This is a genomic window from Avibacterium paragallinarum, from assembly GCF_900450705.1.
GTDB classification, from domain to species: domain Bacteria; phylum Pseudomonadota; class Gammaproteobacteria; order Enterobacterales; family Pasteurellaceae; genus Avibacterium; species Avibacterium paragallinarum.
Genome location: NZ_UGHK01000002.1, coordinates 916,687 through 930,858, shown reverse-complemented (window position 1 = coordinate 930,858; position 14,172 = coordinate 916,687). Strand labels below are relative to the sequence as shown.

Sequence of the window (14,172 nt, the reverse complement as noted above, 5' to 3'; positions counted from 1 at the left end):
ATCAATTTTGGCATCTTTATTGTCGGTTTTTGCTAGTGACTGCGACATCGCAAACTGATTGGTTTGTCGCGGGTTGGCAATCACCACACGAAAGCCTGTGCGGTGGAGTGCTTTAGCTAATGGAAGTTCAAGCCCACCGGTGCTTTCAAGGACAATTAAGTCCACACTGAAACGACGTAAATACTCAATGGTATGTGCAATCCCTTTCGGGTTGTTGGTTTCGGTTTTTGTTCGTTTTTGGGTAGAAAGCCCAATGACGAAATGACGTTTAGCAACATCAATACCACAATAAGTTTGTTCATTCATCATTAACCTGCCTTGCATTCGGGTTTAAGTCTGGCAACTGTTCGGTTTTTTGGTGAAATGTTATCTGCTCTCATTGCTACAACTCGGTTTGTTGCCTGGGGCGTATGCGAGATGCAGATAACGGGGTTTTGTTGCTATTTTATATTAATTTTAGGAGCTGTAGTAGATTAGCAACAATGCTATACTACAAAAATGAAGATAACATATTGTAAATTAAAGCAATCCATACAGAAAAAACTACTTGAGTTTTTTGTCGCAGAAGTTACTGCAAGAACAGCAGCAAATTTGCTAGATATTCAACCGAATACAGCCGCTTTGTTCTACCATAAAATCAGGCTTGTGATTGGCTATCATTTATCCCTTGAAGTTAACGAGATTTTTGAGGGGGAAATTGAACTAGACGAAAGCTATTTTGGTGGTCATCGAAAGGGAAAACGAGGACGAGGAGCGGCTGGAAAAGTTGCTGTTTTTGGGTTACTAAAACGACAAGGAAAGGTATTTACTGTTGTGGTTGAAAACACCAAGAGTGAAACATTACTCCCTGTTATTAAAAGAAAAATCAAGCCTGATAGCTGGGTTTATACGGACACTTATCGCAGTTATGATGCGCTTGATGTGAGTGAATTTCACCACGAATGAATCAATCATTCCGAGCTATTTGCGGTGAAACAAAATCATATTAATGGCATTGAAAATTTTTGGAATCAGGCGAAGCGGATACTGCGAAAATATAATGGAATTAACCGAAAAAACTTTCCTTTATTCTTGAAGGAATGTGAATTTCGGTTTAACTTTGGGACACCAAAAGAGCAGTTAAAAATATTGCGAAAGTGGTGTGAAATTTAGGGCTAATCTACTACAGCCCCAAATTTTTTTAACGAAAAGTAAGCCTGATGTTCGCTTCGCTCTCGCTCGGCGTTACTTTTCTAAAAATTTTATTGGAATGAGGGCAATTTACACGGGGAGAAGGGATTTTTAAAAGTGCGGTGGGATTTTTCGATAAATTTAGTTTTGGAAAGTTCCGCACTTTTTTATTATTTCAGGTAGATTTAGGGATTGCTAAACGCTTTTTTACCTACATAGAGTTGTTTTCCTTTGCTGGATTATTTCAGCTTAACGCTTTGTATGAAAGTAAAATGAATTCCGCTATAATGCAACCGAGTGTACACTCAAATTAGTCGGGGTGCTTGATAAGCTGAGATCATACCCGTGAACCTGATACAGTTAATACTGACGTAGGAAACTAATTTTTCTCCGCTTTTTGCGTCAATATTGCTGGTCATTCTTTATTATTTTAAGGAAAAACTATGCAATTTCATCGTTCTAAATTATTTTCGCTCACATTTTTGACCGCACTTTTCGCTTCGGTGCAAACTTTTGCCGCTCAAGAGGTGAATGTTTATACCTATGACAGCTTTAGTGCAGATTGGGGGGCTGGACCGAAAGTGAAAGCCTTGTTTGAACAAGCCCACCCGCAATGCCAAGTGAATTATGTTCCCTTTAATAGCACGGGAACGCTGTTTAACCGCGTACGTTTAGAGGGTAAGAAAACCAAAGCGGACATTGTGTTAGGGCTAGACAGCACAATGCTTGATGAAGCGAAGAAAACGCAATTATTTGCTCCAAATAAGGTGGCGACGGATAAACTTTCGCTACCCGTCAAATGGCAAGATAACGTTTTTTTACCCTATGATTTCGGTGCGTATGCCTTTGTGTATCGTAAAGACAAATTGCTAAATCCGCCAAAAAGTTTAAAAGAATTGGTGGATAATCAACAACTTCGCGTGATTTATCAAGACCCTCGCACCAGTGGTGTAGGGCGAGGCTTGGTGATTTTGATGAATGAAGTCTATGGCGATGACGTAGCGAAAGCGTGGAAAACTCTCGCCAGCCATACGGTTACGGTAGGCAAAGGTTGGTCGGAAACCTACGGGGCGTTTTTGAAAGGCGAGGCGGATCTCGTGTTCAGCTACAACACCTCACCGCTTTACCATTTATTGAATGATAAAGATGAAAATTATGCCGCGACGGATTTCAGCGAAGGGCAAGTGTTGCAAATTGAAACTGCGACGAGAGTGGCGAACCACGAAAATGCCTGTGCTGATGAATTTATGAGCTTCCTTGTTACACCGACGGCACAGCAACAAATTTCACCAAGAAATGTGATGTTCGCTGTGATTGATGAAGCCGTTGAACCGCATTTTGATGCCTTGAAAAAAGCCCAAAGCAGTAAGAAAACGCTGGGTAGTCAAGCGAATGCGGAACAAATCAAACAATGGACGAACACTTGGCAAGCCAGCTTAACGCAATAATTCGTCGTTATCGGCAAAAATTCCCTCTCACCGCTGTGGAGGGAGGGCTTGGCGTGATTGTGCTGTTAGTGGCATTTTACGCCTTTGCCTTAAGTGCGGTGCTAAACATTGGGCGTGATTATCAATGGTCAGCCCTCTGGCAAGATAGCTATATTCGCCACGTTATCGCTTTTAGCTTCGGGCAGGCGTTTTTATCCGCATTGCTTTCCGTGCTGATTGGCGTGCTGTTCGCACGGGCGTTTTTTAATCAGCCTTTTCGTGGTAAGTCCTTAATTTTAAAAGTATTTTCCCTCACTTTTGTGTTACCCGCCTTAGTGGCAGTGTTAGGATTATTGGGCATTTACGGACATTCAGGCTGGCTAGCTCATCTGTTTGCCGCATTAGGCATTGATTGGCAACCGAATATTTATGGCTTGAGTGGCATTTTGATCGCTCATCTCTTTTTCAATATCCCCCTTGCGAGCCGTTTATTTTTGCAAGCCTTATCCAGCATTCCCAACCAACAACGGCAACTGAGTTCGCAACTTAATATTCGCGGCTGGCAGTTTGTTCGCTTAATCGAATTGCCCTATTTGCGGTCGCAATTTATCCCTGCATTTGCCTTGATTTTTATGCTGTGCTTCACCAGTTTTACACTGGTTTTAACCCTTGGCGGCGGGCCGCGTTATACCACGCTCGAAGTGGCGATTTATCAAGCGATTTTATTTGAATTTGATCTCCCAAAAGCCGCAACGCTTGCCTTGTTGCAATGCGGTTTTTGCCTTGGTTTACTCATTATTAGTACGGTGTTTAATGGCAAGCCCGAAGCCTCGCTTAACTTTCGTGCTTTTTGGCGAGAGAAACAATCAAGTGCGGTGCAAATTTGGCAAGTTTTTTTTCTGAGTATCATGCTGGTTTTTCTTTTTTCCCCTTTACTGTCGCTGTTGGTTTCAGGTTTACAATGGGAAGTTTGGCGTGGGCTGTGGAGAAATGCCCCCCTTTGGCGTGCATTAACATTCTCTTTAACCCTTGCTCCCACTGCCGCATTTGTTGCGATTTTATTATCAATGGCATTGCTCTTATTTGCTCGCCGATTGGCTTGGCTAAACGCCGCTTATCGTGCTAATTTCATCACCAATATTGGAATGATCGTGCTGGCGATTCCCACTTTAGTGGTGGCATTGGGGCTATTTATCCGCTTGCAAGACATTGATTTTCAGCAATGGCATTTATTTTTGATCGTGGCATTTTGCAATGGCATTATGGCGATGCCCTTTGTGGTGCGAACTCTCGCTGTGCCGATGTATCAAAATATGCAATATGAACGGCTGTGCCAATCTCTTGGCGTGCAAGGTTGGCAACGTTGGCGGATAATGGAATGGCAGGCGTTAAATGCCCCAATGCGGTATGCCTTTGCACTTGCCTGTGCCTTATCTTTGGGGGATTTCACCGCTATTGCATTATTTGGTAGCCAAGATTTTACCTCATTGCCTTATTTGCTTTATCAGCAACTAGGGGCTTATCGCGTCAAAGAGGCGAGTGTTACTGCCTTGATTTTATTACTATTATGCGGGGCATTATTTGTGTTTATCGAACAACAACGCCCTAAGACGGAAGAAAAAACAGGGGCAAAATAACACCGCACTTTTAACGCGTTAGAGTGCTTGAATTTTTGCCCGCTGAGCTGAATGTAGCCAACCACGCGATAAAAGGCGTTAAGATTAATTTCAACCTATTTGGATCACGAATGATTAAACTAGATAGCTATTTTCATTACCCCAACCAAACAATGCACTTTCAACTGCACATTCAGGCTCAAGAAAAAGTGGCGATGATTGGTGCGAGTGGAGCGGGCAAAAGCACTTTGTTCAATTTAATCGCAGGCTTTGAACTGGTGGATAAAGGGGAAATTTGGCTCAACGGGCAAAATCACACCTTCACCGCCCCTTATCAACGCCCTGTTTCGATGCTGTTTCAGGATAATAATTTGTTCACACATCTCACTGTAGAACAAAATATTGCCTTGGGGTTAAAACCAAGTTTGAGCCTAAACTCGCAAGAAAAATCCCAAGTGGCAGCGGCGGCGAATGCCGTGGGCTTAGCAGATTTTTTAACCCGCTCACCCAATGCCCTTTCTGGCGGACAAAAACAACGGGTCGCCTTAGCACGCTGTTTATTGCGGGACAAACCGATCTTATTGCTCGATGAGCCCTTTTCCGCCTTAGATCCCGCGTTACGGCAAGAAATGCTGAGTTTATTAGATGCGTTATGCCAGCAAAAAAAATTAACCCTACTTATTGTTACGCATCAGCCCGATGAGCTTAAAGGCAAAATTGATCGCATTATTTCCGTGCAAAATGGTAGGATTTGCAATAAATCATTACCATAACGGAAAAATTATGTCTAAAATAGACCGCACTTTTTAAAACAAGGATACTTTATGACAACGACAACCATTCAAATTCCTTCACTCACACCGCACCCAACCCTTGAATATTGGTCGGTGTGTAAGGTGGAAGCCTTATTTGAAACGCCTTTTTTAGGGCTTGTGTATCGTGCGGCACAGGTGCATCGGGAAAATTTCAACCCGCGAGCCATTCAACTTTCCACTTTAATGTCAATTAAAACGGGCGGTTGCCCAGAGGATTGTGGTTACTGTCCGCAATCGGCTCGTTATCACACGGGCGTACAAAATCAGCAACTGCTTGATATTGAAGAAATTGTGGAAAAAGCCAAAGTGGCGAAATCTCGTGGTGCGAGCCGTTTTTGTATGGGGGCGGCGTGGCGAGGGCCAAAACCTAAGGATATTGAAAAGATCACCACGATCATCAAAGCGGTGAAAGATCTTGGCCTAGAAACCTGCGGTACATTCGGTTTATTGCAAGATGGAATGGCGGAAGATCTGAAAAATGCGGGCTTGGATTATTACAATCACAACATTGATACCGCTCCAGAACATTACGAAAAAATCATTGGTACGCGTCAGTTTGATGATCGCATAAACACCCTTGGCAAAGTGCGTAAGGCGGGTTTAAAAGTGTGCTGTGGTGGCATTGTGGGAATGGACGAAACTCGCAAAGAGCGTGCGGCCTTTATTGCCAGCCTTGCAAATCTTGATCCGCAACCTGAATCCGTGCCAATCAACCAATTAGTGAAAGTGGAAGGCACGCCATTAGCGGAAGCGGCAGAATTAGACTGGACGGAATTTGTGCGTACCATCGCCGTGGCTCGCATTGTAATGCCGAAAAGCTATGTGCGTTTATCCGCAGGTCGTCAAGGTATGTCAGAAGAAATGCAAGCAATGTGTTTTATGGCAGGGGCGAACTCCATTTTCTATGGCGATAAATTGCTTGTTACCGAAAACCCTGAGGAAGACGGTGATCAACTGTTAATGGCGAAACTCGATCTCGAACCCGAAACAGAGGAAAATCGTTGGGTAAAAGAAGACGCATAATACTCCGCAAAAATAGCAGCATCAAGGCTGCTATTTTTATGGATTAGAATAAATTCTTTTTGCGTAAATCACGGCTGATTCGAATGGCGGTTTCTGTTTCACAACCAGCATATTCCCCAATTTCTCGATGCGTCCAATGATATTCAGGAAAATTTTCTTTGAGAAAATAAATACTATCTATTACCCGATCTAGGCTTTTTAAATACGCACTTTTTGCTAAACGCCCTTCAGCCTCTCTTAGTTCATTAGATAATAGCTGAAATAATAAACGGATAGTTGCAGGATTTTCTAAGAAAAAATGATCAATATTCAGTGGAGTAATTTTGATGATTTCCACTTCCATTAATACTTTTGCTGTGCAGTGGTATTTTTTGTCTCCAAATAGCGTGCGAAAACCAAAATAATCGCCTGACTTATAAATTCTAACAAGGCTTTCTTTGCCATTTTCAAGGGTGTGATATAAACCAATTAAACCTTGTTGAATAAAATAGAACGATTGGGCGGTATCTCCTTGATGATAGATAGGGATACCTTTCTCTACTTTATATGAATTGGAGAGCTGACATTGATTGAAATCACGATATATATCCATATTTTATTTTCCTATTTAAGCCAGTTTAGTATCAGCATATATAAAGCAAGTAAAAATAGTATGATACCTAAGAGTTTATTTGCAAGTTCGTCTTTGAGAATCCCTCGGATTTTCATACTAAGGAAGCTCATAGCAAAGGAGCTTAATACCATAATAAATACAATAGAAAAATTTACATAGCCTAGCTGAAATGAATTGGGGATAAAAAAGTCGGGTGTTTTACTTAGGTAGCCATAGAGATTGCCAATACCGCCAATGACCATCATATAATTTGTATAAACCGCAACATTTTTTATATTAATACTAGGAAGCTGGCTTAGGAGGGGTGACATAATTGATCCTCCACCAATTCCTGTAAGCCCAGCAATTCCTCCGCCGAAAAAGCAAAAAAAGCTACCACGAAAATTATCATTTATTGGCTCACTTCTGTGCGTTTGCCCTTTACGTTCAAATGGAAAGAATGTTTTAATTGAAAGGGTAAGCAATGCAAGTATGAAAACAGTAATAATAAGATTGTCAGAAACATTAAAGCTAAGGTAAAAGCCCATCTGAACGCCAACAATCATACAGAGAGACCAAAGCAGTAATTTCTTTTTGTTAATATAAATTTTTAGTTTATAGAAGTAGCAAAGGTTAATTAGTGCTGAACCCATCACAATGGTAAGAGCGGTAGCAGAGATCATTTGTATAGGCATATTCGGGAAGAGAGTATGCAGTATAGGAACAATAAGCACTCCACCACCAATTCCAAATAATGCTGAAATGAGATTCGTTAGAGCACCGCATAATATAAGAATGAAAATCAGAAAGAGATCCATAGCATTTCCTGTTCTGTTTTCTTTCTATTATGAAATATTAAGCAGTGTGGTACTTATGATCAGTATCATAATTAATTATATGAAATATTGTTTTAATATTTTTGTGATCTAGATCTTGTTTTTGTGTTTTTCTTCTTTTTATTAATAAATGCTTTTCATATCATTAGGGGGAATGCTCAATTCTAGTTATTTTTTATGTTGTTTTAACCAGTTTGAACATAATACGAAAGGTTCAGATTCGTCACAGAATGATGAAATTTGCCTGTGTTTATCCATAAAGAATAAGGATTATTTTTATATGAAAAAGACATTTTCTTTTCTGACATTATCTCTCTTATCCATCACTGCGACTACAGTAAATGCAGTAGAGATTTATAAAAAAGAGGGGACAAGTGTGCAAATTAATGGACAATTTAGACCAATGCTAGCCAACACAGAGGGGCAACGTACGGATTTACGAGATCGTGGTTCTCGAATAGATTTTGTGTTTGGTCAAAAACTAGGGGAAGATTGGAAATTAATCGGGCAAACGAGAATAATTTTTAATGGTCAAGATTCGAGTGGGAGTAATCATTCTGGTTTTGGTGATCCTCGTGTTGGGCAACTATTTTTGGGTGTAGAGCAAAAATCAATTGGACGCTTATATTTTGGACGCTTTGCAACTAATGGTGATGCAGTGATGTTTGGTAACTGGCAATTAGGCGGCGGCGGACGTAATCCGCTTAGAGCTGCAATGGAAAAAGGAATTCATTTCCGTACCATAGAGTTTGCGGGTTTTCAATTTGGAGCCGATTATTTATTGGGTTCAGCAACTAAGAAGATGAATTCCAAAAAGAATTTGCAAAATGGTTATGGTCTCGCTTTATTTTATACAAATAAATTAAATGATGATTGGCGTATTCGTTTTAGAGCAGGGTATACCCGTGATAATTATGACAGTTATGAATTCTCCGCTCCAGATAGCACGGGAGTAAATAAAAAATGGATTGGACAAAATATACATCGTGATGCTTGGCGTGTTACAGCAGAGGTGAAATATCGTGATTTTGAGTTCGCATATAATTATGGTGAGCTGAAAGATTTGCAATATGCCAGCTATCTCGATAGTAAACAAGTCAAAGAAAAAAGACATTTTCTAGCAGCAAAATATTTCGTTACAGCTGACTTTGCAGGCTATAGTCAATTCCGTTATGAGAAACGGGGCGAACAAATTAACCAAGGCTATACTTTAGGGGTAGATTACCGACCTGTTAAAAATTTCATCACGTTTATTGAATTTGCAAGAGATCGCAATATTGGTGACATCAATGTACATAATAAATATGTAAATCAATATTATACGGGTTTCCGTTTGCTATTTTAAGTAAGGGTAAAATATGAAAGTCACATTATTATCTCGTTTAACTTTTTTGACTGCTAGTTTAATGATGGGAACGGCAAGTGCAAATTACTATGTTTGGGATTTTTTTGAGGGGGAAAAACTCCCTGATTCTATGACTATTAATGGCGGGCAGGTTGCACCAAGTCAATTGCGTTATAAAGATGGGCGACAATCTCTACGCTGGCAATTTCAGCCTAAAAGTGAATTGGTTTTCAACCAACAAATTGATTTATCAAAAGATGATGCAATTTTGCCACAAACTTTTATGTTGTGGCTTTACAATGATAAGCCGTTCAAACAGCCTTTACAATTTGATTTTGAGCAACAGGGGAAGGTGAAAAAGTCATTCAAAATCAATTTAGATTTTACTGGCTGGCGAGGTATTGCAGTACCATTTCGTGATATGCCTGGTGGAAAAGTGTTGTCTTTAGATAAACTCGTCATTAAAGCACCGAATGAAGCAGGAACATTGTACCTAGATCAGCTTTTATTTAATGTCCCTGTAGATAATCGCTACCCGATTCCTGATTATCAAGCAGATTTTGTTAATCCAACGGCAAGTACCGCAGTAAATAAAAACTGGAATGCCTTATTAATGAATGATCAACGTTTGAGCCAAATTTACCCACATTTAGATTTTAATGCCAAACTTCATTCTGATCCAAAAATTGAAAGTATTTATCAGCGTTTTGAACAAGTACTCAATATTTCAGAAACGAAGAAAAGTGCGGTGGATTTTTCAGCGATTTTGAAAAAATACCAAGCTTTTAATATCAGTGAAAAAGATGGGGTAATTCAAGGGGCAATCTTAGATTTTCCTGCTCGTCAAAAATTTATGAAAAATGATCAGGTATTTAGCAAGCAAGAGCAAGCTTTTTTACTGAATTCCATTTCAATGAGAGAGCTAGGAAAAGTGATGCTGGAAAGTGCAAAAGTGTTACGAATGGGCGAACTTACGCCAGAACAACGTCAGCAATTAGAAAATCAATTCTTACTTGCGACTCGTTATCTATTTGACCAAGGTTTTGTGCGAGGGAGCAGCATTCAAATTGTGAGCCATATGGGGTATCAGAATCGAGAAATTTTTGATGCTTGGTTCTTAATGAGGGATTTATTATCTCAGCAAGGACTGCTTGAGCAAGCACAGGGTGCAATGGCGTGGTTTAGTGGGGCTGGACGTATTTTTGAACCAGATAGCAGTATTGTAGAGGCGAATGTAGATATTCTTAATACGCAACTGCAATGGATGTTGAAGAGTATTTTATTATTACCTAATGAAAATCAACGTGCTGGGCTTTTAAAACAGTTTTCACATTGGTTGAGTACGACTGTTTTACAATCTCAAGGGGTTGCCGGTGGGTTTAAGCCTGATGGTTCAATGTTCCACCATTCACAGCATTATACAGCCTATGGAAAAGATGCGTTTACAGGGCTTTCTCCTGTTGTTTATGCAATTAGTGGAACACCTTATGCACTCACTCAAGAAGCTAAAAAACGTCTTGATGATGTGCTGTATAAAATGTGGGTTTACACTAAAAATGGCAATATCCCAATTGTCATAAGTGGGCGTCACCCAACAGGGAAATTCTCTATCGCCTCTTCACCATTTAAATGGTTTGCTTTGGTTGGTGATGAAAAAACGGGCGAAAAAATTAACCGCACTTTTGCTTCTATTTATGCTGCCTTAGAACATAAAGAGGAATTTGAAGGTGTCCCTGCTGCGGCAGAACCTACGGGAGCTTGGACAATGAATTACGCCTCGATGGTGGTTCAGCGTCGTCACCAAGATGATCCAAAACATTCTTGGCTTGCCATTGCACGAGGATTTAGTCGTTATTTAGTTGGTAATGAGTCCTATGAGAAAAATAATCTGTATGGACGTTATATGTCTTATGGGGCATTAGAAATTATTCCAACCCATTTTAATGATAGAGGGTATCGTTATGATGGCTGGGATTGGAATCGTTTCCCAGGGACGACCACGATTCATCTCCCTTATGCCGAATTGCGGGCGAAGCTAGCCCAGCTTCCTTCAGCGGGTCTTGAAGAAATGCTATTATCAACAGAAACTTACGCCGGTGGGACAGATTTGCATAATAATAGTATGTATGCAATGAAATTACGCGGGCATAGCAAGTATCAGCAAGAATCATTGTTTGCACAAAAATCTTATTTCTTGTTTGATAATCAGATTATTGCATTGGGAACAGATGTTCAAAATACAGATAGTCAGCACAAAACAGAAACAACATTATTCCAACATAATGTGGATGATCTTAAGCCAATATTTGTAAATGGAAAATCGATCGCAACCTTAGGTTCAGTGCAGGAAATGCAAAGCCCTGTAACTTTAGCTGATCCAGCGGGTAACCGCTATTATGTTCCTGAAGGACAGACGCTGACATTGTATTATCAAAATCAAGAATCTGTTGATGAACGTAATGATAAGCCAACTAAAGGAAAATTTGCGACAGCTGTACTGGAACACGGCAAAGCACCAAAAGATGGAAAATATGAATATGCGGTACTGATTACGCCAAAATCGGAAGAAAGTGTGGCATATCAAAAACTATCCCATAATAGCAAACTGCACGCTATCCGAGATAATCGAAGTGGTCAGGAAGGCTATGCTTATTTTGATGCTTTGCAAAAGGATGTGGGTGGAATAATACTTGGTGCAGATAAACCTTTGATGGCAATGGCACAGCAGGGTAAAAATACGTTAGATTTATCTATTGTGAACCCAGATTTAGCTTTCTATCAAGGCACTGAAGAAGATCAAGTGAAAGACGGCAAACAAGTGGAAGTGAGTATTTATTCTCGCTCTTGGCGTAAATCCCCATCGCAACCACAGTATTCTACGGTTACGGTAAAAGGAAAATGGAAACTTGAGAACGCGAGTCAATGTGCGAACATTGAATTAAAAGGAAAGGCTACAATGGTTTCTACTCATACTACTGATGCCACACCTTGTAAAGTGCATTTAGTCGCAGTGAAATAACCATTAATAAACAAGCAATAAAAAACACCGCACTTTTAAAGTGCGGTGTTTTTTTGTTGCGTATTTGAAATTTAATTTCGCATTATCCCGCAATATTTAGGAAAAATGTAATAATGAGTGCATTACTGATATTGCTAATGAATCCACCGATTAAAGGCACAACGAAGAAAGCGATTTGTGAATAATGATAGCGATTACAAACCGCGGTCATTGTTGTCATTGAAACTGGAACCGCACCTAATCCAAAACCTGAATGTCCAGTTGCGATAATGGCGGCATCATAGTTTTTGCCACATAATCGGAAGGTAATAAAAACACAAAATAAATAACACAATAAGACTTGGAGTAATAATATGGTAAGTAAAGGCAAGGCAAGATCAGCTAATTTCCAAAGTTGCATTGTGGTAATGACAACAGAAACAAAAATGGCTAATGAAACTTCCCCGATAATCGCAATATTTTCATAAAGGGCATAATGATCACGTGAATTTCTATCAAGGAATAAACGTAAAAGTAACCCACCTAGCATACTCATTACGTGAATAGGAATATTGACACTAGGGAAAAGGGTTTTAGTGACGAAAAAAAGCGTCTGCCCTAATCCGCAAGCGATTAAAAGTAAAAATATTGCTTGGCTAGTATGGCGATAACTCAGGGTAGGTAAAGGGCGTTCCTCTTTTTTCTGCGACGCAGTGTTTGAGGAGGGGGCATCAGCAAGCTGATGTTTTTTAATCAATCCTCGTCCTAATGGGCCGCCCAGCACACAACCGGCGACCAAGCCAAAAGTAGCTGCTGCCACGGCAACCTCAATCGCTCCATTTGCCCCCATTTGTTCTGCTATTGGAGCAAATGCTGCCGCATTGCCGTGTCCACCAGTGAGAGGAATAGAACCTGACATTAACGCAACAAGCGGATCCATTCCAAAGCTTATACCAATGCCGAGTGATAGAATATTTTGCAAAATAGCGAGCAGGGCGGCTAAAAGGCTAAAAATAAGGACTAATTTTCCACCTCGTTTCAATAATGCGGTACTTGCTGCGAATCCCATTGCAGCAAAGAAAAGATTGTAAAAGAAAGTATTAATGGTTTTGTAATCAAATTGTAGCGAAAATAGTTCAAAAGAGTGGAAAAGCGTTGTGAATATCGCAAAAAGTGTGCCGCCAATAACAGGGGCTGGAATACAGTATTTTTTTAGAATGGGAAATTGTTCTCGGATAAATTTTCCCACATAGATAGCAACGACAGCTAATGCGAGTGTTTGGAACATACCTACTTTAATGATGAGCATTGAAACCTCCCAATGATAAGAAAAAGATGTTCTTTTGTTATATTAATGTTAATAAAATGAAAATCAAGTGTAGATTTATAAGATTGTGACAGAGATCTCTCAATGAGAGAGGCTAGGAAATTTTAGATGAAGCAGTTGTATATTCTACAACTGCATTTTCTGTTTTATAAAAAGGTGGTATTTTTTGCTTAGTTTAATGTCAGTAGCACAATTTGAGCAGGGTCAATGTGGCATCGAATAGATTGGGTTGAAGGAATTTGTTCGGCACTCGTTAAACTGGCATAGCATTTTTCTTTACCATTTTTTTCACCGCTGAGAGAAAGTTCTATTTCTCGTTGTTGATTGTCATTAATAACATTGTCCACCGTTGCATTGAAAAGGTTTTGAGCATATTGTTCAACATCAGTAACGAGTTTTACCCAAGGTGCTTTTACCATTAATAGCACCTCTTTGCCTAAATCAAGCTGTAAACGTACCGCACTTTGTTGTGTGATAAAAACGTGCATTAGCAGCTTAGATTGAGCCAGCTCCACTTCAACATCATAATAATATTGCTGGGGTGTAAGGGATTTTATGCTGCCCAAAAACTGATTTCTCGCACTGCTTTGTGGTGAGAATTGCGTGGTTGCGGAAAGTAGGCTGTCAAGGGGGATATCCTCATTTTGTAAAATTTCAAAGGCTCGTTGTTGGGTTTGTTCAAGTAAATCATAAAGTTGTAATAGCCGTAACGCATAGGGGGTGAGTGATGTGCCGCCGCCATTTTTGCCGCCAATATTGCGGTCGAGTAGAGGACGAGGGCTGATTTTATTCATCGCTTCAAGGTGATCCCACGCACTTTTGTAGCTTACTTGAGCGTTTTTGGCGGCTTGGTTGATTGAACCGCATTGTTGGATTTCACGCAACAGGCGAATGCGTTTGGGATCGACAAAAAGCTGTTGTTGAAGTTTTATGGTGAGTAGCACTTCGCTGTCTTGCATAGTTTATTCCTTACTTAAACTTTTCTAGCGTATCTCTGAATTCATTTTTCTTTCGTAGGAGCAA

The 14,172-nt window shown here is 40.1% G+C and carries 10 protein-coding genes, 2 pseudogenes and 1 riboswitch; of the genes and pseudogenes, 7 read left to right on the top strand and 5 right to left on the bottom strand.

Annotated features, from left to right (window positions below; all coding sequences use genetic code 11):
- Positions 1-3: 3 nt before the first annotated feature.
- Positions 4-309, bottom strand: a pseudogene (locus DXZ23_RS09295) (IS110 family transposase); the annotation flags it as partial.
- A 189-nt stretch (positions 310-498) separates the two neighbouring features.
- Between DXZ23_RS09295 and DXZ23_RS09290 the strand changes: the two are divergent.
- The 5 genes and pseudogenes from DXZ23_RS09290 to bioB all read left to right on the top strand — a co-directional run bounded on the left by DXZ23_RS09290 (position 499) and on the right by bioB (position 6,051).
- A pseudogene (locus tag DXZ23_RS09290) lies at positions 499-1,152 on the top strand (IS1595 family transposase).
- Positions 1,153-1,475: 323 nt separating this feature from the next.
- A riboswitch (TPP riboswitch) is annotated at positions 1,476-1,565 on the top strand.
- 48 nt (positions 1,566-1,613) lie between these two features.
- A complete protein-coding gene (gene thiB / locus DXZ23_RS09285) occupies positions 1,614-2,618 on the top strand; it encodes a thiamine ABC transporter substrate binding subunit (protein ID WP_017805775.1) in 1,005 nt (334 codons plus the stop codon).
- Positions 2,582-4,234, top strand: a complete 1,653-nt coding sequence (gene thiP / locus DXZ23_RS09280; RefSeq protein ID WP_242510711.1) for a thiamine/thiamine pyrophosphate ABC transporter permease ThiP — start codon at positions 2,582-2,584, stop codon at positions 4,232-4,234. Before thiB ends, thiP begins: the two co-directional genes overlap by 37 nt.
- A 110-nt stretch (positions 4,235-4,344) precedes the next feature.
- Positions 4,345-4,986, top strand: a complete 642-nt coding sequence (gene thiQ, locus DXZ23_RS09275) for a thiamine ABC transporter ATP-binding protein (RefSeq protein WP_017805773.1) — start codon at positions 4,345-4,347, stop codon at positions 4,984-4,986.
- A 51-nt stretch (positions 4,987-5,037) separates the two neighbouring features.
- The gene (bioB, locus tag DXZ23_RS09270; protein ID WP_021724419.1) at positions 5,038-6,051 is read left to right on the top strand and encodes a biotin synthase BioB; all 1,014 of its coding nucleotides are present in this window, start codon (positions 5,038-5,040) and stop codon (positions 6,049-6,051) included.
- A 43-nt stretch (positions 6,052-6,094) separates the two neighbouring features.
- Here bioB and DXZ23_RS09265 read toward each other — a convergent pair whose 3' ends face one another.
- Positions 6,095-6,643, bottom strand: coding sequence for a Crp/Fnr family transcriptional regulator (locus DXZ23_RS09265; RefSeq protein WP_017805772.1), 549 nt, complete (start codon positions 6,641-6,643; stop codon positions 6,095-6,097).
- 11 nt (positions 6,644-6,654) lie between these two features.
- On the bottom strand, positions 6,655-7,461 hold the full coding sequence (locus DXZ23_RS09260) for a sulfite exporter TauE/SafE family protein (protein ID WP_017805771.1): 807 nt from the start codon (positions 7,459-7,461) through the stop codon (positions 6,655-6,657).
- A 298-nt stretch (positions 7,462-7,759) separates the two neighbouring features.
- On the opposite strand from DXZ23_RS09260, the gene DXZ23_RS09255 reads away from it, so the two are divergent.
- Together DXZ23_RS09255 and DXZ23_RS09250 are read left to right on the top strand one after the other, a co-directional pair.
- On the top strand, positions 7,760-8,824 hold the full coding sequence (locus DXZ23_RS09255; protein WP_017805770.1) for a porin: 1,065 nt from the start codon (positions 7,760-7,762) through the stop codon (positions 8,822-8,824).
- Between the two features lie 13 nt (positions 8,825-8,837).
- Entirely contained in the window at positions 8,838-11,843 is a 3,006-nt protein-coding gene (locus DXZ23_RS09250) for a chondroitinase family polysaccharide lyase (RefSeq protein ID WP_017805769.1), read from the top strand.
- 82 nt (positions 11,844-11,925) lie between these two features.
- Here DXZ23_RS09250 and gltS read toward each other — a convergent pair whose 3' ends face one another.
- Both gltS and DXZ23_RS09240 read right to left on the bottom strand, forming a co-directional pair.
- Positions 11,926-13,131 (bottom strand): sodium/glutamate symporter, encoded by a 1,206-nt coding sequence (gene gltS, locus DXZ23_RS09245; RefSeq protein ID WP_017805768.1) that lies wholly within the window; start codon positions 13,129-13,131, stop codon positions 11,926-11,928.
- Between the two features lie 188 nt (positions 13,132-13,319).
- The gene (locus DXZ23_RS09240; protein WP_017805767.1) at positions 13,320-14,108 is read right to left on the bottom strand and encodes a TOBE domain-containing protein; all 789 of its coding nucleotides are present in this window, start codon (positions 14,106-14,108) and stop codon (positions 13,320-13,322) included.
- Positions 14,109-14,172 lie beyond the last annotated feature (64 nt).

What these genes read in the sequence shown, in the direction of transcription:
- DXZ23_RS09265 (WP_017805772.1), bottom strand. Translation starts at nt 6,643, where the DNA reads ATGGATATATATCGTGATTTCAATCAATGTCAGCTCTCCAATTCATAT.
- DXZ23_RS09250 (WP_017805769.1), top strand. Translation starts at nt 8,838, where the DNA reads ATGAAAGTCACATTATTATCTCGTTTAACTTTTTTGACTGCTAGTTTA.
- bioB (WP_021724419.1), top strand. Translation starts at nt 5,038, where the DNA reads ATGACAACGACAACCATTCAAATTCCTTCACTCACACCGCACCCAACC.
- thiQ (WP_017805773.1), top strand. Translation starts at nt 4,345, where the DNA reads ATGATTAAACTAGATAGCTATTTTCATTACCCCAACCAAACAATGCAC.
- DXZ23_RS09260 (WP_017805771.1), bottom strand. Translation starts at nt 7,461, where the DNA reads ATGGATCTCTTTCTGATTTTCATTCTTATATTATGCGGTGCTCTAACG.
- gltS (WP_017805768.1), bottom strand. Translation starts at nt 13,131, where the DNA reads ATGCTCATCATTAAAGTAGGTATGTTCCAAACACTCGCATTAGCTGTC.
- thiB (WP_017805775.1), top strand. Translation starts at nt 1,614, where the DNA reads ATGCAATTTCATCGTTCTAAATTATTTTCGCTCACATTTTTGACCGCA.
- DXZ23_RS09240 (WP_017805767.1), bottom strand. Translation starts at nt 14,108, where the DNA reads ATGCAAGACAGCGAAGTGCTACTCACCATAAAACTTCAACAACAGCTT.
- thiP (WP_242510711.1), top strand. Translation starts at nt 2,582, where the DNA reads ATGGACGAACACTTGGCAAGCCAGCTTAACGCAATAATTCGTCGTTAT.
- DXZ23_RS09255 (WP_017805770.1), top strand. Translation starts at nt 7,760, where the DNA reads ATGAAAAAGACATTTTCTTTTCTGACATTATCTCTCTTATCCATCACT.